Source organism: Staphylococcus succinus (genome assembly GCF_029024945.1).
GTDB classification, from domain to species: Bacteria; Bacillota; Bacilli; order Staphylococcales; family Staphylococcaceae; genus Staphylococcus; species Staphylococcus succinus.
Genome location: NZ_CP118976.1, coordinates 1,000,308 through 1,021,617, shown reverse-complemented (window position 1 = coordinate 1,021,617; position 21,310 = coordinate 1,000,308). Strand labels below are relative to the sequence as shown.

The 21,310-nt window shown below is 30.4% G+C and carries 18 protein-coding genes and 1 tRNA gene; 2 read left to right on the top strand and 17 right to left on the bottom strand.

What is annotated here, in order from left to right; translation table 11 throughout:
• Positions 1 to 199: 199 nt before the first annotated feature.
• Positions 200 to 1,171, bottom strand: a complete 972-nt coding sequence (locus PYW31_RS04905; RefSeq protein ID WP_275115347.1) for an accessory Sec system protein Asp2 — start codon at positions 1,169 to 1,171, stop codon at positions 200 to 202.
• A gap of 19 nt (positions 1,172 to 1,190) precedes the next feature.
• Positions 1,191 to 3,530: a CDP-glycerol glycerophosphotransferase family protein gene (locus tag PYW31_RS04900; protein ID WP_046837941.1), complete on the bottom strand. Its 2,340-nt coding sequence runs from the start codon at positions 3,528 to 3,530 to the stop codon at positions 1,191 to 1,193.
• Positions 3,531 to 4,021: 491 nt separating this feature from the next.
• Between PYW31_RS04900 and PYW31_RS04895 the strand changes: the two genes are divergently transcribed.
• Positions 4,022 to 4,822, top strand: coding sequence for an ABC transporter permease (locus PYW31_RS04895; RefSeq protein ID WP_046837940.1), 801 nt, complete (start codon positions 4,022 to 4,024; stop codon positions 4,820 to 4,822).
• 68 nt (positions 4,823 to 4,890) lie between these two features.
• On the opposite strand, the gene PYW31_RS04890 is transcribed toward PYW31_RS04895, so the two are convergent.
• From PYW31_RS04890 to PYW31_RS04875, 4 genes are all read right to left on the bottom strand, one after another.
• The gene (locus PYW31_RS04890; protein WP_046837939.1) at positions 4,891 to 7,176 is read right to left on the bottom strand and encodes a bifunctional glycosyltransferase/CDP-glycerol:glycerophosphate glycerophosphotransferase; all 2,286 of its coding nucleotides are present in this window, start codon (positions 7,174 to 7,176) and stop codon (positions 4,891 to 4,893) included.
• Between the two features lie 362 nt (positions 7,177 to 7,538).
• Positions 7,539 to 8,822: a dicarboxylate/amino acid:cation symporter gene (locus tag PYW31_RS04885; protein WP_046837938.1), complete on the bottom strand. Its 1,284-nt coding sequence runs from the start codon at positions 8,820 to 8,822 to the stop codon at positions 7,539 to 7,541.
• Between the two features lie 122 nt (positions 8,823 to 8,944).
• Positions 8,945 to 9,568 (bottom strand): response regulator, encoded by a 624-nt coding sequence (locus PYW31_RS04880; protein WP_046837937.1) that lies wholly within the window; start codon positions 9,566 to 9,568, stop codon positions 8,945 to 8,947.
• 21 nt (positions 9,569 to 9,589) lie between these two features.
• Entirely contained in the window at positions 9,590 to 10,699 is a 1,110-nt protein-coding gene (locus tag PYW31_RS04875) for a GAF domain-containing sensor histidine kinase (protein ID WP_046837936.1), read from the bottom strand.
• A gap of 192 nt (positions 10,700 to 10,891) precedes the next feature.
• Here PYW31_RS04875 and PYW31_RS04870 point away from each other — a divergent pair, with 192 nt between their 5' ends.
• Entirely contained in the window at positions 10,892 to 11,719 is an 828-nt protein-coding gene (locus tag PYW31_RS04870; RefSeq protein ID WP_046837935.1) for an RluA family pseudouridine synthase, read from the top strand.
• Between the two features lie 56 nt (positions 11,720 to 11,775).
• Here the strand turns inward: PYW31_RS04870 and fumC are convergent, their stop codons facing one another.
• The 11 genes from fumC to panD form a co-directional block, all read right to left on the bottom strand.
• A complete protein-coding gene (fumC, locus tag PYW31_RS04865) occupies positions 11,776 to 13,161 on the bottom strand; it encodes a class II fumarate hydratase (protein ID WP_046837934.1) in 1,386 nt (461 codons plus the stop codon).
• A 192-nt stretch (positions 13,162 to 13,353) separates the two neighbouring features.
• Positions 13,354 to 13,770 (bottom strand): hypothetical protein, encoded by a 417-nt coding sequence (locus tag PYW31_RS04860; RefSeq protein ID WP_046837933.1) that lies wholly within the window; start codon positions 13,768 to 13,770, stop codon positions 13,354 to 13,356.
• A gap of 180 nt (positions 13,771 to 13,950) precedes the next feature.
• Positions 13,951 to 14,136, bottom strand: coding sequence for an SAS053 family DNA gyrase inhibitor (locus tag PYW31_RS04855; RefSeq protein ID WP_046837932.1), 186 nt, complete (start codon positions 14,134 to 14,136; stop codon positions 13,951 to 13,953).
• A 23-nt stretch (positions 14,137 to 14,159) separates the two neighbouring features.
• Positions 14,160 to 14,759, bottom strand: a complete 600-nt coding sequence (locus PYW31_RS04850; protein WP_046837931.1) for a 6-phosphogluconolactonase — start codon at positions 14,757 to 14,759, stop codon at positions 14,160 to 14,162.
• A gap of 190 nt (positions 14,760 to 14,949) precedes the next feature.
• The gene (gene trmL / locus PYW31_RS04845; RefSeq protein WP_046837930.1) at positions 14,950 to 15,420 is read right to left on the bottom strand and encodes a tRNA (uridine(34)/cytosine(34)/5-carboxymethylaminomethyluridine(34)-2'-O)-methyltransferase TrmL; all 471 of its coding nucleotides are present in this window, start codon (positions 15,418 to 15,420) and stop codon (positions 14,950 to 14,952) included.
• A gap of 4 nt (positions 15,421 to 15,424) precedes the next feature.
• Positions 15,425 to 16,552, bottom strand: coding sequence for a tRNA epoxyqueuosine(34) reductase QueG (gene queG, locus PYW31_RS04840; RefSeq protein ID WP_046837929.1), 1,128 nt, complete (start codon positions 16,550 to 16,552; stop codon positions 15,425 to 15,427).
• A 165-nt stretch (positions 16,553 to 16,717) separates the two neighbouring features.
• Positions 16,718 to 17,440 carry an amino acid ABC transporter ATP-binding protein gene (locus PYW31_RS04835; RefSeq protein WP_046837928.1) on the bottom strand — a complete coding sequence of 241 codons (723 nt, stop codon included), beginning with the start codon at positions 17,438 to 17,440 and terminating at the stop codon, positions 16,718 to 16,720.
• Complete coding sequence (locus PYW31_RS04830) at positions 17,433 to 18,896, bottom strand: ABC transporter substrate-binding protein/permease (protein WP_046837927.1); 1,464 nt, start codon at positions 18,894 to 18,896, stop codon at positions 17,433 to 17,435. The genes PYW31_RS04835 and PYW31_RS04830 overlap by 8 nt, the downstream gene beginning before the upstream one ends.
• Before the next feature lie 171 nt (positions 18,897 to 19,067).
• The gene (locus PYW31_RS04825; protein ID WP_046837926.1) at positions 19,068 to 20,150 is read right to left on the bottom strand and encodes a PTS sugar transporter subunit IIC; all 1,083 of its coding nucleotides are present in this window, start codon (positions 20,148 to 20,150) and stop codon (positions 19,068 to 19,070) included.
• A gap of 246 nt (positions 20,151 to 20,396) precedes the next feature.
• A tRNA-Leu gene (locus PYW31_RS04820) sits at positions 20,397 to 20,479 on the bottom strand.
• 359 nt (positions 20,480 to 20,838) lie between these two features.
• A complete protein-coding gene (gene panD / locus PYW31_RS04815; RefSeq protein ID WP_046837925.1) occupies positions 20,839 to 21,225 on the bottom strand; it encodes an aspartate 1-decarboxylase in 387 nt (128 codons plus the stop codon).
• Positions 21,226 to 21,310: the final 85 nt, after the last annotated feature.

Sequence of the window (21,310 nt, the reverse complement as noted above, 5' to 3'; positions counted from 1 at the left end):
ACACTATTAATATTTTTGTTTTACATGTTAGATTTTATACCACTATTTTATAAAAATAAAATTCAAAGCAGATTATATAACACTAAGTGTAAGATTATATGACATATACTATATTTGTGGTGTTTCTGATCCAACCTTATTTTTGAAAATTTCTCTCTTCTAAAAGGATTATTAATAAAAAAAGATTAGGAGCAAGGTCCTAATCTTTTTCAAACTGTTTATGTCCACCTAAAAGGAAATTCAATATCATTAATTGTTCTGGTACTGTGTTTCGAGAGACTTCTGGATGTGATGTGATCATCTTATCTTTCATATTTATTTTATTAATGTTTTGTTCATCTATCCTGCTCGTTTCATTGTAATATAACGGGACTTTTTCACTACAAATAACATGTTTAATAAAATTATTTTGCTTACTCAAATTATCATTAATTGTTGGTACCAAGTCTTCCTTTCTATTATCCTTTAAAAATCTTCTATCATTTTGCTCTAACTTTCCACCAATATTTACAATTGGGTCTACAGCTAATGTTTTTAAATCTAAAGCAGCACCATGATATATAGCACCTGTTCCCCCTTTTGATCCACCATATAAAACTATGTTTTCAGTAGTAATATCTAGTTGACTTTGAACAGATTCAATTGCTCCTTTAATATCTCTTTCATATTCTGGATAGTTCGTAGTATTGATGTAGTGTGAACCATGCGACACATTGATATCCATAATTCTCATTGTATACACATTTTTCACTAAGCTCTTTTCAATTCCATCAAAAAATTTGGGAAACATACGCTTAGGTATAAGCGAACTATCGTATTCTTTCGCATTAGGCATGCAAGTAAATATAACTAATAATTTTCGTGGCACTTCCTCATTCACTTTTCTTCCTTCCGGAGCATCAAGTGTATAGAATAAATGATTAAATTTGATGAGATCTTTTCTTTGGAATAATTCTCCTACATATTCTCTTTTATAAAATTTTGATATCGTTTTTTGATGAAAATACAATATATAATCTTGCTTTAATAAATCCTTGTAATGTTGATGAATAGCTGCTGATTTTCGTGCTTTTTGTATATAGTTTTCTTGATCACCTGTATCTATTAAAATTCTCTTTTGATCTTCAAAATTAATCTGTTCATTTAATTTATATACTTTATTGGACTCCATAAATACAACCTCGCTATTTTCATTTCACATTAAAAACTTGATTTAAAATTTTTTCTGATGAATTGGATTTATCATTTTTCATTAACCTACTTGTCATTTTACTGTAATCAATTTTTTTAATTTTTGTTAGTTGGTTTGCTAATTTCTTTTCGTTAAAAGTGACTTCTGGGAACTTACCAACCTCATTGATATCAAAATAAAATCCTACTTCTTCTTGATATTTGTTTGTATCTTCTTGTAATAAGAAAATAGGCTTATTTAAATGCGCATAATCAAATATAGTTGAAGAATAATCTGTAATCATTGCTTCACTTAATATATATAATTCTTGAATATCTACAAATTCATTATAGAAACAATGTATTCTTGGATCTAAATTATTATATTTATTTCGTAACCTTGACTCATTTGGATGCAACTTAACAATGATTTTATAATTTGAAGGTAAAAACACTAATAAATCTACTAAATTGATATTAGTAATACTATCTCTTTGACCATTTCTCCACGTTGGGCAATAGAGAATATACTTAGTATTTTCATCATTTTGAAATAAATACTTACTCTGAATTCTAAGCCATTCTTGTTCATTATTACTATTAATTAAATATTCATTTCTCGGTGCTCCCAATTCTAATACTTTTAATTGATTATTGTTTTCCAATTTAAATGCGGATTTTAATAATAAGGTATTTAAATTAGATGAAGTTATGAGATAATCCCATTTATTCATTCTTGGTAAAAATTTGGATAGTTGAAGGTTTTTTTCTTTTTTGTCACTAAGATCATTCACCATTTTTTTAAGGGGAAAACCGTGCCATGTCTGTACAAAAATTTGATTACTATGCTTATATACATTATCTAATGAATTACCATTCATGAATACATATTTACAAGAACGGAAGATTTTCTTATAAATGGCACTACCAAATCTAACTGGTATCAATCCACTATTTCTAATTTCTATATCTACTAATGAATTAACTGAACTTACATATACTTTTTTATCTTTAAATTTTTTCTTAATCTGTAAGGCCAGATATTTAGGGTCACCACTAAAATTACTTCCATGAAAAGATTCAATAAACACTTTATTTTCTTCAGGTTCTATACCATCCATAATCTTCTTTTCTAATTTGTTTTTCCGATAAATATATATTTTTTTCATCCCGTTAAAGAAGATATTGTTGTTAAATAGTTTTTTAAATAAGACGGTTTTCTTTAGATTCTCATATAAATCTCTTTTTTGATCTAGGTTATGAATTTTACTAGTATTTGTCTTCTTAGTCTTAATTTTAGGCACACGTGCTTTTTTAACATCAATAACCTTAGCTAAATTTTCATTATTCACACTATTCACGTTATTAAGATATCTATCGACATAGTCATCATTTGCAAAGTCTACTTGTAAACGTTGTACATCTTTTGCTCTCTCACTACGCGTATATTTACCTTCAAATACTTGTAATAGTTGCTCGCTATCTTTACGAAAATCCTTACTCAAAAATGAAACAGCATTATATTTCTTATAAATACCTTCCAAAACGTTATCATCACCTGCATATATAAGTGCTTGATTACCATTAGCCACAGTCTCTAAAATTGAATAGCCTAATGTCTCATATGGAGATGTTGAAACATAAATATAATTCAAAGGCTCACGTTCATTAATATGGATATTATCCTCAAGATTATAATATTCAACTAAATTTTTATATAAGTTTTCAGAAGGCCCGTAACCTACAATATATAACTGAATGTCATTTTTATATGTATTTCGCTTTATATAATTAATTAGTTTAATTACATATGAGATATCTTTCACACCATCTTCAAATCTTGATTTGATTAACAAATTTCGCTTTGTATTTGAAGGTATGTTTGTAAGTTCAATGTGTTGTGCATTCACATATTGATTAAAAACAGCTTTATAATTATATTTTTGTTCAAATTGTTGTTTTATCGATTCTGTGCTTACGCGTATACAATCGATTGTATCTAACGAAAGATCAATATCATCATTAATATATTCAAGTGGCCCATGTATTTCTCCCACGACCTTTAAATTACTATTATGTTGTTTAACAATTCTAGAATATTTAAATAAATCTTCCCTTGTAATAATCAAAATATCTCCAACTGATAACTCGTCATAATCATAACTTTTAAAAACTTTAAAATCAGGTGAATTAATATTTTCATGTATAATTAATTTTGTAATTTCACTTTCTTCAAAATCCAAACTATTAAAGTATTTAACTTCATGCCCTTTTTCCAAAAATGCTTTAATTAAATTAATATTACTTCTTGATGTCCCTCCTTTTGCGAAGATATTAAAACCTAATATATTGATTTGCATAACCTTTGACTCCCCTTTTTATTCAAATTTCTTAAATTATAAGTAATCTCCTCCCATGTATTATAAGTATCTTTTTATACATCATAATATATAATAATTATTAATTCTATACATATAAGTATATTATTGATTAATACTTATAAATTGAAAAAGTGTAACACTTTATTTAATCGATAATATAATTTTATTATACCCTAAATATTAAGATAAACTTAACAATAATAAAACATTTGAAAATATTCTCTACTATAATATTAAACATTTTGTTAAACGCTCATAAAATTTATTATAGAAAATATTTTAGAATGAAATATGAATTAATATAGTTACAAAGACATACTGCATTTGCTTACTTTACAGGAGTATTTTTTGTTAATCATTCTACATGTAATTATTTATTTCAAGGCAAAGTCTATTAAATTTATTTTCAATTTAAACATATGTATTATATAATTATAAAAAAAGCTATATGAAAGAGAGTTTTATTACATATGAAATCAGCATGGATTGTCTTTATAGAACATATTAAAAATGCTTACCTCATTAAAAGATTAGCTGAATTTCAACTGAGAATTTCTAATCATAACAATTACTTAGGTATCGCATGGGAATTAATTAATCCTGCTATGCAAATTGCAGTCTACTGGTTTGTTTTTGGACTAGGGCTTAGAAGTAACAACATTATGGAAGGTGTACCGTTTATTTATTGGCTAATGGTCGGTATAAGTATGTGGTTTTTCGTTAATCAAGGCGTGCTCGAAGGCACAAAAGCGATATCTTCAAAATTTAATCAAGTCGCAAAGATGAAATTTCCATTATCAATTATACCAAGCTATATTGTATTCAGTAGGTTCTACGGACATATTGGTTTATTAATCATTGTAATGCTTCTTTGTTTAGTTGGTGGCTATCACCCAACTATTTACACCTTACAATTATTGTTATATATCCCTTTTGCGTTAATATTAACGATGGCTATCTCTTTAGTTACATCAACATTAGGTGTGCTTATAAGAGATACACAAATGATCATGCAGTCACTGATGAGAATAATTTTCTTTGTTTCTTCAATATTGTACTTACCCACTAACGAAACGGTTTTAACTGTTATGAATTTTAATCCCATTTTTTTCCTAGCAGAAGGATATCGGGCAGCAATATTGCATCATGAGTGGTTCTTTATCACACACTGGCATTTAGCAGTTTATAATTTATGTCTAGTGACTGTGTTATTCATATTAGGTTCTATACTACATATGCGTTATCGAGACCATTTCGCAGATTATATGTAGTGACAATACTATAATGTCACTAAAAAAGCACGGACAGGAATTCATTAAATGAATTCCTGTCCGTGCTTTTAGTTAAATACTTCATTTACAACACGTTTTGTTGCATTGCCATCTTCTAAATTACAATACGTTCTATAAAACTTCTCATATTTTTGTTTGTACTCATCATTAACTGATTCAATATTATTAAGCGCATTAAAAAGTGCATCATTTGATAGCAATAAAGGACCAGGCAAGTCATTATATACATCAATATAAAACCCTCTCAACATACTTTGATATTTTTCAATATCATAAGTAAAGAATAAAATGGGCTTTCTAAGATTTGCATAATCGAAAAATACTGAAGAATAATCCGTAATCAACAAATCGCTAGCTATATATAAGTCATTAATATCATTATATTTAGAATAATCATAAGCAAAACCTTCAAATCCAGTTAAATCCATGTTGTCGGAAATGAAATAATGCATTCTTAATATAATGACATAATCATTTCCAAATTCTTCTTTCATGCGTTGTAAATCTAATTGTAGCTTAAATTTATATTTTCCTGCTGAATGGAATTCATCGTCTCTCCATGTTGGTGCATATAAAATAACTTTTTTAGATTTTGGTAAATCCAACTTTTCTTTCACTTCATTTTTATATTCAACAGAATGATTCGTCAATATATCATTTCTTGGGTAACCGTACGTTAATATTTGGTTTTTAGGATACATAAAGGCACTTTCAAATATCTCTTGGCTATATTGATTAGCAGCGATTAAATAATCCCATTTTCTAGATTGGTTATAAAAATCTTTTTTATAATTTTTATTAGCTGAGGTTACATTTTCCATATCAAAAACTAAACGTTTCAACGGTGTGCCATGCCATGTGGATAAGATGACTTGTTCCTCTTTTTTATACAACCATTTAGGTTGTCTCATGTTTAGTACAAAATATTTTGATAAAGTAACATAATAAAAATATTTCCAGCTAAACCTTTTTATTATTCTTACATTCTTATGCTTAAATTCCTCTTCATTTTTTACAATATCTTGATTGTTAAGTACCCATATATGCTTCCATTTATTAGGTTCGTTCTCTAGTAAATACTTAAATATCGCTTTAGGACTATCTGAATAATTCTTACCTAAAAAGCTTTCATATAATACGGTATTTTCTTGTATAGGTAATCTTGTAAAGACATTTTTTTGTATTTTCTTTTGTCTAAATCTTTGGTTTTTAGGCTTAGAAAATTGATACGCTTTATAACCTAGTACTCTACTTTTACTAAACATAAAAGCCGTTTTAAATTTACCCTTTTCAATTGCATTCATTTCATATGAGTGTCTTTTGCTTAATTTAAAGTTTGCTGATTTAATATTTAAAATAGTATACAATTCACGATATATTTTACTTACTTCTGTATATGATTCGGTAAATATTGGGCTTTTCACTACTTTGTATAAGTAATCGTTAATAGCAGTGATTTTTAATTGTCTTGCCATTTTTAAATTCTCACAAAAAACCAATGCTTCATTTATAGCTTGTACTCTTTTTAATAATCTATCACTATGTTCTTCCTGAGTAAGTGAAGGAGAATTAATCGAATCATTATGAATATACTTATAATATAATTTTGTACTTGTTTGTTTTATATTTGCTGTATTGTTATATAATTCAATTAAAAATGGAATATCACTATATAATGTATTTTTAGATTTGAAATTTAATTGATTATCAATTAAAAATGATTTTCTAATTATGAAGCTATGTACTCTAAATTGATAATTCAAACGACTGAGATAATTCACTGGTTTTACATGCTCAGATTTATGATTAATCATTTGGTTTTCAAAAAAACCATTTATAATTTGCTTTAACTGTACATCATCAACTGAAATGTCTGCTCCATTCATAACTGCTTCCAATTTAGAAAATGCCTCACCATCAAAAAAGACGCGCTTATTCTTTTTTAAAGTTGATGTTTTATCTAAATTAGTTTTAGTAATTGCAAATTTAAATACATCTGTATTATCTTTCGAAGACTCAATCATCTTTTTTGCATAAATCAAAGCATTGGGATGTAAATAATCGTCCGCATCCATAAATATTAAAAACTCACCTTTAGCCTGTTCTAGCCCTAAATTTCTATAATCTGTAAGTTGATCAGTTTCTGACATCTCAAGCATTCTGATGTTTAATTGAGTATGTCGCGTAAGTGTCTGTAATCTTTCTGATTTATTATGAAGAAACAAAACTTCAAAGTCTTGGTATGTTTGATTATTTAGACTTTCTATACAATTTTCTAAAAATCTTTCGTTGTTCCCTTTATCCTTAAATGGAATAATTATTGAAAAATCCATTGTTTTCCCTCTTTCTTGCAACAATATTTCATATTAAATCACTGCTTATTTTTGTATAAACACAATGTTTTATATTATATCGCTATAAAAAGTTAAATACAATATATTTATATAATATTTCTAAAAGTTTAAAACGTGTAAAATTTCATTTGAATATAAATAACTAAAAAACTTCAGCTATTTCGTATAATTAATTTGTTTAAATATATATATTGTATCCGTTTTCATTGCATGTAAAATTATATTAATTCTTCTTTTAAAAATTAGATTATATTTACACAAAAAAGCATATACCCCGTTGATTGAGGTATATGCCGTTATATTTATATTCACTAGTGCGATGTTTAATTAATATCTATATCTCATATAGATTCACTTTGTGATGCTAATTTTTTATCTTCTTTTCTTGAAATAATTAAGGCACAAGCAGCATCACCAGTTATGTTTACCGATGTTCTCGTCATATCTAGCAATCTATCTATACCTAATATAATACCAATAGCGGCTGGATTTAAACCAACTGCATTTAATACCATCGCTAGCATAATGAGTCCCACACCCGGTACGCCCGCTGTGCCTATTGAAGCCACAACGGCAATAACTACAACGGTAACTAATTGTCCTACAGATAGTTGTGCTCCTGATATTTGCGCAATAAATATTGTTGCAACCCCTTGCATTATTGCTGTTCCATCCATGTTAATGGTTGCTCCTAAAGGCTGAACAAATGATGCTATTTCAGGTCTAACCCCCATTTTTTTAGTACAATTCATTGAAATGGGTAAAGCTGCACTAGAACTTGAAGCACTAAAACCAATGGTAATGGCTGGTATAAAGGCTTTAAAAAACTTCAATGGACTATAATTTCCTAATAATTTTACTGCTGATCCATATACTACAAAGAAATGAATAAAGAGTGCAAGTAAAACAATGAAGAAATACATGCCTAACTGTTGAATGGCACCAAACCCTGCCCCTGTAAAAGCGTGTGCAACCAAGCCGAATGTTCCTATAGGTGCAAAGACTCTCATAATCATTGTAATTATATACATGAGTACTTCATTTGTTTGTTCAAATAGCCTATGCACAATTTGAGCCTTGGATCCTACCATAATTATTCCAATACCAATGAATATTGCAAAAGTAATAATTTGCAACATATTGCCATCAGTCATAGCTTGGATTGGATTTTTAGGAAACAAATTAATCAATGTTTGGTCAAATGTTTGTTTTGCTGCTGACCCTTGTGAATTGTCTTTGTTTAACGTTTGTTGATAACTCGAGACATCTTCGCTTTTTAATAAATCTGATTTACCTTCCCCTGGTTTGAATATTAACGCTAATGCTATACCAATAATAATTGCTAAAGCTGTAGTCGTTAAAAAGAATGAAATTGTTTTTAATCCTATGCCTCCAAGCAATTTAGGATCACCTACACCAACTACACCTAAAACGATAGATACAAATACTACAGGTACTACTAACATAAAGATTAAATTTAAGAATATTTGCCCAATGACATTGAATAGGTATTTATCTATAAATTCTACAAACGCTGCTTGTACAAACAGATTACAAACAGAACCTACTGCAATACCTAAAACCAATGCTATGACAATTTTTATTGAAAGATTCTTTGTCTTCATAGCAACATCCCCTTTATTTTGTTAAGTTTTATTATATAGTAAAACTTTACATTTTACATTAAAAGTTATTAAAAACAAAAAAATGCTATGTATTCATCATGATATACGTAGCATTCCTCTTATTATATTAATTTATTTTCCATCGCATAGATTGCTGCTTGAGTTCGGTCCGACACTTGTAGTTTACTGAAAATATGACTTACATGTGTTTTCACTGTTTTTTCTGACACAAATAAAGCTTCTGCGATTTCTTTATTTGTTTTTCCTTTGGTCATCTCGGCTAATACTTCTGATTCACGCTTTGAAAGTTTGTTTGTGAAATGCGGTTTTTTACTTACTGTTTCGATTACATGTTGTGCCTGAGGATGAATTATTTTATCACCTGCTATAACTTTCTTGATGGTTTCAATGAGTTGTTCAGGTTCTACATCTTTCATTTCGTAACCATCTGCACCTTTATCAATTGCAGATATTACATGTTCATCATCAACATAGCTAGTCAGCACTAATATTTTCACATTAGGGTATTGAGCCTTCATAATTTCTGTTATCTCTATGCCATTCATTTCCGGCATTACTAAATCAAGTAATACAATATCTGGCACATCCCCGGTCTTTAAATAATTCAGAAAAGATTTACCGTCTGAAAAGCCACCAATGACCTCTATGTCATCTACAGTGGAAAGTAAAAATTCTAAACCTTGTCTTACGATGTGATGATCATCAACAAGTATAATTCGATGCATATTTATCTTCCTTTCAATCATCTATAATGGTACAACTATATGGATACAAGTGCCCATTTGAGGTTGTGAGACGATGTCTATTTTACCATGTATCATTTTAGTACGTTGTCTCATATTATTTAATCCATGTGAGTATTGATGCTGTGCTTCTAACACATCAAAACCTTCCCCGTAATCTTTAATTTCAACATTTAAACATTGTTTTTGTTGTTTTAATACTAAATCAATTCTATGTGTATTCCCATGTTTTTTAGTATTGTTCATTGCTTCTTGAATAATGCGATAAATATTTTCTTCAATCAAATTAGGAAGGTTGATTAAACCTTCTACTTGTACATTCAATTCAAGTTGCAGTAACTCACTATATTTTTTCAAAGCATTTACAAGACCTTGTTCTAACCCAACAGGTTTCAATTGCCAGATTAATGCTCTCATTTCGTTTACTGCTTGCTGACTTGTCTGTTCAATCATTTGAAATGCCTCTTGTGATACAGCTTCCTTTGACATCCCATAAGCTGCATGTGCTGTTAATTTTACTGAAAATAGCATCTGGTTTACTGAGTCATGTAAATCTCTCGCTAAACGATTTCTTTCACTAATACGTGCCGCTTCTTTTTCTTGGTCTGTAAGCAAAATACGCTTGATTGCTGAACCAATTTGGAATGCTACCGACTCTAATAATTCTAAATTTTCTTCACTATAGTGTGTTGTATACGGTGTAGCAACATTTAATAAGCCAAATTGCTCATCACCAGATCTAAGCGGTACTGTTGCATGATGGGTAATCCCATCTGTTTCTTCATGATATGCTCGATTTGCTAAATTAATACGAGAACAATTTATAATATTAGAGGCTTTAGTTAATTTTTTATTTTGATAGGCTTGAACACACCAACATGTACCTTCGCGCATATATTTACAGTTATGCTTCGACAAAGCACCAGGTAAGTCCACATCTGAAATCAATTCATGTTGTCCTGCTTCATCAATAAAAAAAATCCAACCCGTTGAAAATTCACTGCCTTCAATTAAGGATTTCAAAGCACCATACATCATACTATATGTTTCAGTTTCTTCATTTAAAAACTCTGCAATTTCTTTTAACAGTGCAAGTCGTGTTGGTTTTTCCATATAACCCGTCCACCCTTTTTCAAATCACTTTATCTACATTATACAGTCTTATTCATAAATTGAAAAATACTGAAGGGGTATCTTTAATTGGTGTAACTGATGAATCATAATATTTTTTATAGAATTACTATGACTAATATTTTTAACCTTGAGTTTATGGTATGATAATATATGATAATCGAGGAGGATATTATGAAATTTGAAATCCCTAATAAATATGATCAATTAACTTTGAGAGAAATTTTTCAGCAGTTGTATTTACCTAAAAAGGACTTGCATAATTTAAACATGTCTAAAGCAATAACACTTAACGAAGCACCTGCGACACTCATGACTAAGGTAAAGACAGGCGATATAGCTTATATACCAACACCTGAAGAAGTAAGTAACTACTTACCAAGTTACCGTTTTGCGCAAATTTACTATGAGGACGATGACATTGCTATTGTAATGAAACCTAAAGGTGTGAAAACACATCCTAATGATTTAAAAGAAAGCAATACTTTAATGAATCATGTCATTTACACAGTTAAAAGTGATTATGTTGAGCCAATTCATCGCCTAGACCAAGAAACTGTTGGCCTCTTAATTGTTGCTAAAAATCCATTAATGAAAAAGATTTTAGATCGTATGCTAGAAGAAAATGAAATAGACCGTATCTATAAAGCAAATGTGCACAGTTTATTACCTATTAAACCACAAACTATAGATCAACCTATTGGTAAAGATAAATTCCATTCGAATAAGCGTAGAATCTCACCTACTGGACAAACTGCAATTACACATATCATCAGTTCTAACATGATTAAAGAAGACGTCTGTGAGTTAGAATTAAAATTAGATACTGGTAGAACACATCAAATTCGTGTTCATTTAGCTGAAATTGGTCATCCAGTTATCGGTGATCCTTTATATGGTAATTCGACGTTAAGACAACTTCAATTAAATAGTTATAAAATAGAATTTACACATCCTCTAACACAAGAAGCAATCTCTGTAAGTTTAGATGATGAAATATAAGTCCAATAACATGATAAAAAAGCCAATCCCTAATATAGAGATTGGCTTTTTTATTTTTATTTTGGTTCAACCATGTCTTCTGGTTTGATCCATTCATTAAATTGTTCTTCAGTAACGTGACCTGATTGAATTGCCGATTCTTTTAAAGTGAGCCCTTCACGGTGTGCTTTTTTAGCGATACTCGCTGCATTTTCATAACCAATATGTGGATTTAATGCTGTAACTAACATTAATGATTGATTTAAATAGTTATCTATATTTTCTGGTATTGGTTGAATACCAACAGCACAATTATCGTTAAATGTTTGCATACCATCAGCTAATAAGTAGATGGATTGTAATGTATTGAGTAAAATGACCGGTTTATATACATTTAGCTCAAAATTACCTTGTGAGCTTCCAATGCCGACTGCCGTGTCATTTCCCATTACCTGTACAGCTACCATAGTTAACATTTCACATTGAGTTGGATTAACCTTACCTGGCATAATAGAAGATCCTGGTTCATTCTCTGGTATAGACAATTCGGCTAAACCTGCACGCGGACCTGAAGCTAACCATCTGACATCATTAGCAATTTTCATTAAGTCAGTTGCTAATGCTTTTAAAGTACCATGTAATTGTACAACTTCATCATGTGCTGTTAAGGCATGAAATTTATTTTCAGAAGATACAAATGCATAGCCTGTATTCTCTGATATAAATTTAGCTACCTTATCTCCAAATTGGGGATGCGCATTAATACCAGTTCCAACCGCTGTACCACCAATGGCTAAATTCAAAATATGTGCTTTAGATTCCCCTAAAAGCGTCTCACATTTGTCCAGCATGTAACGCCAACCACTGATTTCTTGACCTAAGCGAATAGGTGTCGCATCTTGTAAGTGTGTGCGTCCAATTTTAATAATATCATTAAATTGTTCTTCTTTTTCTTTAAATGTATCTCGTAATACTTTTAAAGCTGGTTCTAATTTCGTCTCTATCTCATTATATAACGCAACATGCATCGCTGTTGGAAATGTATCATTTGAACTTTGTGATTTGTTAACGTCATCATTAGGATGGATTGATTCATCACTGCCTTGTGATTTTAAATATTCATTAGCAACATAACTTACTACTTCGTTAACATTCATATTGCTTTGTGTACCACTACCAGTTTGCCATACTACTAATGGGAAATGCGCGTCTAATTCTTTATTAATGACACGATCACATGCATAAACAATAGCGTCTTTTTTAGCATCAGACAACTTGCCTAACTCATGATTTGCTAATGCTGCGCCTCTTTTTAATTGTGCAAATCCATAAACTACTTCAATAGGCATACGTTCTTTACCAACAGGAAAGTTACGTTTACTTCTTTCAGTTTGAGCACCCCAATATTTATCTGCAGGTACTTCTATTTCACCAAATGTATCATGTTCAATTCTAACTGACATTTCTAATTCTCCCCTTCATTAATCAATATTCAATCTAAGTATAGCATTAATTATTTTACAGGGGCAATTGTATTATATAGCGTTTTCATATTCTCTATAATACTGTCATCCTTATCTCTCTAACAATGTATTTCATTCACTAAAAAAACCGTATAAGCCTTATGACTTTTACGGTTTCTTCGAATTATATCCTTAATGTGTTTTAGTGATATTCACTTTTGTAAATTGTGCTTTCGCTGCCTGAATAATGCCTATAGCAGTCAATATTAATAATATTGCTCCAATCACCATAGTTATCGGGCTAATGGTAATTAATACCCCTAATATTCCATTTAAATGGTTGTAAAAGTTACCTAGTGGCTTAAATAGCATAACTGTAACCACAATACAACACAATACACTAATAATTACACCTGTTTGATTACCTTTTACAAAGGTTGAAGCATTGACTTGATCCACAAGCCCTCGTGATAAATTTATCTGTAATTTTATAATTTTAAATAATACTGGTAAATAAATAGCTCCAATTGCCATTGGAAAACCTTTGATTGAAATCAAATTAACAATAACAGCACTTATCATGATGTATTTCCAATACTTACTTAACATATGTATAAGTCTCCTTAAATCTAATAATGACTTAATAATAACACATTCACTTTTAAGATGGCATGTGTTTTTATATTTCACAAACATGCTATGTGGTATTTCCAATTATAACGATTGCTGAGTAGAATGTTATAGAAAAACCCTTTGATGAATTTGTTATTCACAAAGGGTAGTTTACATTTATTTATTTAAATCAGATCGAACAGCTGAATCATGTGATTTTTCTAATTTAGCTTCATCATTTTCTTCAGAAATTTGTTCCATTTGCTTACCAAGTTCTACTACATCATCAAAACCATCAACCATTTCATTCTTTGGTTCCGCTTCTTTAGCATGTAATTGTTCATTGCTATTATCGTTTGTCACTTGAATCACCTCACATCATAATTTTATGCAAAGCGTGCTGTGAAATAACGTCTTACATCTTCTGGTAAACCTTCTGCTGCCGCTTCATCTAAGACCACATTAACCATACGGTGTGCTTTTAAATCAGAAGGTTCAAAGTTTGTTTTACCATTTTCTTCATATAATCTATGAACGATTTCTTTTTTATCACTACCTGTGATGATTAAAATAACTTCACGAGCTGAAAACAGGCCTTGTTTTACACTGACATCCAATTTACCATTCGTATCAATTGAAAGCACTTGTGTCACTAGCTTACCTTTATTTTCTTTTGTCTTAATTTTATCACCAATAAATGATTCTGTATCTTCGCTAAAACTCACATTATAAATTTGACCTTCAGGAACTCCTAAAGCTTCAAAGTATGATTTATTATCATCATAGTCTAAAATATTAATTTGACTAAAATCTACAGCGTGCTTATCTACATTTTTCTTTAATTCATCCAATACTGGTGAATTATCTTTGGAAAGGTGTACACCTGCAATTGTAGTAGGGTTGTTGTTAAATTGCTTTCTTAAAATATCTGCAGCATACTCTGCTACACTAGTTTCATTTTCTAATACTTTAAAGTTCATTGCCATAGTAATTACACTCCTCTTGTTCTATTAGACGCGCTTTATCATTATTTTTATAAATACCCTTGACGCTTGGGTTATAAACCATTTACATGCTTAATCTCACAGTTTATATCATGTGTATATAAACATAATTCTAAGACTTACTACTATTATACAAATCTCCAACAAGTTTTTCATTCTTTTACAATAATTATTAATCTAAATTTGGAAAACTTTGTTGTCTTAAAGCTTCATATATAAGTAAAGATGCAGTATTTGATAAATTAAGCGATCTAATATTTTCATTCATTGGAATACGTAACGCTGTTTCATGATATGCTTCTTTAACCCAATCAGGTAACCCAGTTGTTTCACGACCAAATATGAAATAATGATTTTCTTCTAAATCTGTAAAATCAAAATCAGAATAGGTTTTCTTACCAAATTTAGTAATTAAATAATATATACCTTCTGTAGATTCAAAAAATGCTTCTATACTTTCATGATAAGTAATATTAACTGAATCCCAGTAGTCTAAACCTGCACGTTTTAACATTTTATCATCTGTACTAAATCCTAATGGTTTAATTAAATGTAAATTAGTATATGTCCCAGCACATGTACGCGCAATGCTACCTGTATTTCCTGGAATCTCTGGTTGAAATAATACTATATGGTTTGTCATTCTTTTATTCTCTCCTCGTTTCAAGTCCTTTTAACATTTCCTCTTGGACCTCTTCTAATTCATTTTCATAATGTTGTTCTATAAAGGGTCTAGCTACATCGCCTTGGATTTGCCCAATAGCCCAATAAGCTGTACCTCTAATCATTGGTCTCGGGTCATTTAACGCGACATCTTGTAACTCTGGTATGGCTGCTTCTTCTTTAAAATGCGCTAAAGCGATAATAGCATTGCGTTGAATAGGTTTTTTACCTCTCCATGCACCAGCTAAGTGACCATAAGTATTTTTAAATTCTTTATTACTCATTTTTAATAGAGGCACAAGTCTTGGTTTTAATATTTCTGGTTCTAAAATGATGTCATCATGTTGTGTGTTAATACCTTTATTTTTGGGACATACTTGCTGACATGTATCACACCCATACAAGCGATTACCAATTTTATATCTATATTCATCTTTTAAATAACCTTTAGTTTGAGTTAAAAAACTAATGCATTTTTGACTGTTTAGCTGTCCATCTCCAACCAACGCACCAGTTGGACAGCGATCAACACAAATTGTACATTCTCCACAACTATCCATGAGTGGATCATCAGGAGCAAAAGGTATACTTACTAGCATCTCTCCTAAATACGTCCATGTACCAAGGTCAGGATTAATTACAAATCCATTTCTACCTATAAATCCGATTCCTGCACGTTCTGCGACAGCTCTATCAGATAAAACACCTGTATCAACCATAGATTGAATTTCAACATCTTCTACTCTTGATTGAAGATATTCAGCCAACTTATCTAACCTTTTTCTCATTATTGAATGATAGTCTTGTCCCCAAGAAGCTCTGGCAAACATGCCTCTTCGATCTCCTCGAACACTTTTAGGTGCCCCTTTTAATCTATTTGGATAACCTACTGCAATTGCTATAATAGATCTTGCAGTAGGTAATGTTAATTTAGGTTCAGTTCTCAATCCTATATCAGATTCCTCAAAACCTGAAGCATATCCTTTTTCATGATAATCAACCAGTTTCTGCTTCAATTCATCAAAAGGATCGGCAGTTGTAAAACCAATACTATCAATACCTATAGAATGGGCATAGTCTATGACATCTTGTTTTAATTGCTTTAAATCCATTTTCTTACACCCCACATTAAAAACATACATTCTACATTTTAACACATTACTATGTTTTAAGAGAATTGGATACATTACTTTTTAAAATTTAGCATAATAAAAAACCAAATAGAAGTATAAGTAATGACATCACTTTTAAATCCTTCTACTTGGTCTTTTCATTTTTTATAAAACTCTCGACAAGAAGTTTTTCGTTCTTTCATGTTGTTGATTATCAAAAATTGCTTGAGGTGTTCCCGATTCAACAATCACCCCATCTGCCATAAATACAACTTTGTCACTGACATCTCTCGCAAAATTCATTTCATGAGTAACAACTACCATAGTCATTCCTTCTTTTGCTAGATCCTTCATGACCTTCAATACATCTCCTACTACTTCAGGATCAAGTGCAGAAGTAGGTTCATCAAATAGCAATACTTCTGGATTCATAGCCAAAGCTCTAGCTATAGCTACTCTTTGTTTTTGTCCACCTGATAATTGGGCTGGATATGCATCAGCTTTGTCTTCCAACCCTACTTTTTTTAATAGTCCACGTGCTTCATTTTTTAAGTTAGTTGCACTATCTTTTTTCAACAGGCTCGGCGCTAAAATAACGTTATCTATTACTTTTTTATGTGGAAACAAATTAAAATTTTGGAATACCATCCCCATTTGTTGACGTAATTTTTCTAATTCAGTATTCTTACCATTTAATTTGTTTTCTTTGAAAATAACATCACCGCTCGTAGGTGTTTCCAAAAGATTCATACAACGCAATAGTGTACTTTTCCCACTTCCTGAAGGACCAATGATAGCGACTACTTCACCTTGTTTAACTGTTAAATCAATACCTTTTAGCACTTCATTTTTACCAAATGACTTATATAATTTTTTAATATTAATCACTAACTTTCAATCTCCCTTCAAAGAAATACATAATTCTAGACAATGTAAATGTCAGGATAAAGTATAATACCGCTGCAACTAATAATGGTGTGAACGGATCGAATGAAGCACCTTGCACCACTTGAGCATTGAACATAATTTCACTCACACCAATGACAGATACTATTGATGATTCTTTAATTACAGTTACAAATTCATTGCCTAAGGCTGGTAATATATTTTTGATAGCTTGTGGTAAAATAACAGATTTCATCGTTTGTCCATAACTCAGACCTAAACTACGTGCTGCTTCAGTTTGTCCCTTATCAACGGCATTAATTCCCGCTCTAATAATTTCGGCAATATATGCTGAACAATTGATAACGAGCGCAATCATACCACATATGAGTGCCGAGATATTTAAACCTAATACTGCAGTCGTACCAAAGTAGACTAAAAATACTTGGACAAGTAAAGGCGTACCCCTTAAGAATTCAATGTAGGCTGATGCTAACCATCTCAATACTCTGAACTTGCTGAGTTTGAGTAATGCAATCATAGCTCCAAACACCGTACCAAGTAAAACACCTACAATTGATATAAGAATCGTATTTTGTATCCCTTTAATAAAAAAGCTTCCATATTTACTAAAGAAATTGCCATCATCTTTTTTCATTGCATTTGCAGCTGATTCTTTATAATCTTTGATTAAGTTTTTATCTTTAACATCTTTAATTGTATTGTTAAGTTTTCCCATTAATTCAGGTGAATGTTTAGGTGCAGCAATTGCTGTACTTTTCTCACCCTCTTTAAATTTAACACCATCAGCAAACATTAAATCTTTATTTTGTTTTAAATAGGCTTCAGCCACTGGGCCTTCAATAACCATTCCACTTATCTTGCCACTTTTCAATGACATGATAACTTCTGGTACTCTAGTCAAAGATTGTATCTTTGCATTATTAATTTCCGTTTGTGCTATTTTCTCTTGTTGCGTTTGTTTTTGAACACCAATTTTCTTATTAGCAAAATCATCTATATGCTTTAATTGGTCAGATTCTGACTTTTTAATAATCATTTTTTGACTTACTGTCATATATGAATTAGAAAAGTCTACTTCTTTTTTACGTTCAGGTGTGGGTGTCATACCTGAAATAATCAAGTCAACTTTTCCAGTTTTAATTGCACCTAACAAACTATCAAATTGCATATTAACGATTTTAAGTTTTAAGTTGTTATCTTTTGCAACTTTCTTTGCTAATTCTATATCAATGCCTGCATATTCAGATTTACCATTAACATTATGTTCAAATTCATATGGAGCATAATCTGCAGATAAGCCGACTCTTAATTCTCCACGCTCTTTAATTTTATCCCATTGATCTTCTTGTTTAGCATTTGCATCAGGATTTATGTAAAACATTGCTGCACTCACAAGAATAGTAAAAATCAAAAATAATTTCCCAAGTTGTTTCATCTTTCTAAACCCCTCTCTATATAATTAATTATTATACATAATAACGCAATAATATTCAATTAATTTTTTTGTTTCCCGGTTTAAATACAGTAACATTTTTTAAAAAATAATTAATTATGCATTATTTATGTATAAAAAACGATCTAATTATTTAAATTAGATCGTTTGACTTTATTGCTTGGGTATTTCAAATTTATAAATTTCATCGGAATAGCCTCTCAACATTTTTTTACATAGTTCATGAACAAAAAATGCAGAAACAAACGGAATAATTAAATACCCAAAGACTAGTAAAATAATATTCATCGTAGGATCTCCAGTCATACGATTAAATGCATTGATGGGCCCGACTAAACCTGTATAACCAAAACCTGCTGACATAGGTGTGCCTTTAATTCCAATAAAATAAGCAACTAAGCCACCTATTAAACCATTTATCATTAAAGGTATGGCTATAATTAAGTGTCTAAAGTAAACAGGTATCATCATTTTTGCTGCACCAATGATGAGCACTAAATTAACACCTACGCCATTGATTCTTATAGAACCAAATAAAAATGTCACACATGCAGCAACTATCCCCATATTAGCCGCACCACTTCCTAAACCTGACAACCCTATTGCAGTTGCAATCGCAACCACTGAAATGGGTGTAACCATTAATAAAGAATATGTAATACAAATTAAAATGGACATGAGTAATGGGTTAAGCTCTGTGAATGAACTTACTATATGCCCTAAACCTTTTGTAACTTTAGACACATAAGTTAATGTATACAAACCTATAATACCACTTAACACAGGTATGATAACCGGTAATACTATCATTTCTAAAGAACCTAGTTTATTTTGTAGTAATAAATATAAAAAACATGAAATAATAACAACTAAAATAGTATTGATAATATCACCTATACCACTAAGTATAAAACCATCAGAAGTAATTTTAACAGCGCCACTACCTAACATAGCAGAAACGCCTACCATTGCGGCGCCGGCGCCATTAAACCTAAATTGATGTGCAGCTAAAATACCAATGATAAATGCCATAAATGATTGAATCATAACTACAAATTGGTAAATAGTCTCCAATAAATGATTACCATCTTTAAAGAACTTCAGCAACTCTCCTAATAAGGCATTGGGAATGAGCGCAATGACAACGCCTGCCCCTACTGCTTGAAGTATATTACTAAAAAATTGCTTACCTGTAGTTTTACTCGTTTTGGTTTGGATTGCTTTATTTTTAACCATTAATTAATTCCTCCAAATACAACATTAGACTAATAATATTATATTTCAGATAAAACTACAATATTTAGTTTAGCTTAACACTAGTTTAAATGTATCTCCTCGAATATAAAAAGTTTAAATTCATTACTATATTTATAACCATAAAACAAATATGTAATAAATCATATATGCAAATTAAGTCAAAAAAAAGAACCCCATAACAATGGGATTCTTTTAAAAGATGATAGTCATTAAAAACCATCCATATACCGGTGGTCGGGATCGAACCGACACTCCAAGAAGGAACGGGATTTTGAGTCCCGCGCGTCTGCCAATTCCGCCACACCGGCTCAATAACTCTATATTGAGTAATATTAATGATATATACTGTTTATTTAATTAAATGCTATAAACATGTGCTCACTAATAAGCAATATATACATTATATTACGAAGCGCTTTTGTCGTCAATAGATTTCTTTAATAAACAGTGAAATCACTAGGTTTGATCTATTTATAACTGCTATAAAAAAATGAAATTTGTCACTATTAAAATACTATATAAAAATTTTCAATAAGTTGTGATAAATGTATAGATAACTTATCTTTAAATATGAACCTTGATATAACCTACTATCTTTTGGTGTTGTGCTATAATTTTATAAAAAAATCTCCTTAGAGATTTACCTAAGGAGATTTTTAACAGTATATTAATCTAATATAGTTTGATTTTCTTTTTCATGAATCATTTGTGTAATCTGATTGTATTCATTCATTACCGCAACTTTTGGTGAATATGTAGCAAGCTCTGCTTCATCTAATTGTGCGTATGTCATTATAATAACGACATCATCAACTTCAACTAAACGTGATGCAGCACCATTTAAGCATATTTTACCGCTACCTCTTTCGCCTTCAATAACATACGTTTCAAAACGTGCGCCATTGTTATTATTTACAATAGCAACCTTTTCATTACCAAGAATATCAACTGCATCTAAGATATCTTTATCAATAGTAATACTACCTACATAATTTAAATTGGATTCTGTAACTCTAGCTCTGTGGATCTTTGCATTCATCATAGTTCTAATCATTGTTAAATCGCTCCTAATATTATATCTACGTACGTCGTGCTTTGATAAATCAGAATATAAAGAAATTTATAGATATTAAAAATTC

What these genes read in the sequence shown, in the direction of transcription:
- PYW31_RS04905 (WP_275115347.1), bottom strand. Translation starts at nt 1,171, where the DNA reads ATGGAGTCCAATAAAGTATATAAATTAAATGAACAGATTAATTTTGAA.
- PYW31_RS04900 (WP_046837941.1), bottom strand. Translation starts at nt 3,530, where the DNA reads ATGCAAATCAATATATTAGGTTTTAATATCTTCGCAAAAGGAGGGACA.
- PYW31_RS04895 (WP_046837940.1), top strand. Translation starts at nt 4,022, where the DNA reads ATGAAATCAGCATGGATTGTCTTTATAGAACATATTAAAAATGCTTAC.
- PYW31_RS04890 (WP_046837939.1), bottom strand. Translation starts at nt 7,176, where the DNA reads ATGGATTTTTCAATAATTATTCCATTTAAGGATAAAGGGAACAACGAA.
- PYW31_RS04885 (WP_046837938.1), bottom strand. Translation starts at nt 8,822, where the DNA reads ATGAAGACAAAGAATCTTTCAATAAAAATTGTCATAGCATTGGTTTTA.
- PYW31_RS04880 (WP_046837937.1), bottom strand. Translation starts at nt 9,568, where the DNA reads ATGCATCGAATTATACTTGTTGATGATCATCACATCGTAAGACAAGGT.
- PYW31_RS04875 (WP_046837936.1), bottom strand. Translation starts at nt 10,699, where the DNA reads ATGGAAAAACCAACACGACTTGCACTGTTAAAAGAAATTGCAGAGTTT.
- PYW31_RS04870 (WP_046837935.1), top strand. Translation starts at nt 10,892, where the DNA reads ATGAAATTTGAAATCCCTAATAAATATGATCAATTAACTTTGAGAGAA.
- fumC (WP_046837934.1), bottom strand. Translation starts at nt 13,161, where the DNA reads ATGTCAGTTAGAATTGAACATGATACATTTGGTGAAATAGAAGTACCT.
- PYW31_RS04860 (WP_046837933.1), bottom strand. Translation starts at nt 13,770, where the DNA reads ATGTTAAGTAAGTATTGGAAATACATCATGATAAGTGCTGTTATTGTT.
- PYW31_RS04850 (WP_046837931.1), bottom strand. Translation starts at nt 14,759, where the DNA reads ATGGCAATGAACTTTAAAGTATTAGAAAATGAAACTAGTGTAGCAGAG.
- trmL (WP_046837930.1), bottom strand. Translation starts at nt 15,420, where the DNA reads ATGACAAACCATATAGTATTATTTCAACCAGAGATTCCAGGAAATACA.
- queG (WP_046837929.1), bottom strand. Translation starts at nt 16,552, where the DNA reads ATGGATTTAAAGCAATTAAAACAAGATGTCATAGACTATGCCCATTCT.
- PYW31_RS04830 (WP_046837927.1), bottom strand. Translation starts at nt 18,896, where the DNA reads ATGAAACAACTTGGGAAATTATTTTTGATTTTTACTATTCTTGTGAGT.
- PYW31_RS04825 (WP_046837926.1), bottom strand. Translation starts at nt 20,150, where the DNA reads ATGGTTAAAAATAAAGCAATCCAAACCAAAACGAGTAAAACTACAGGT.
- panD (WP_046837925.1), bottom strand. Translation starts at nt 21,225, where the DNA reads ATGATTAGAACTATGATGAATGCAAAGATCCACAGAGCTAGAGTTACA.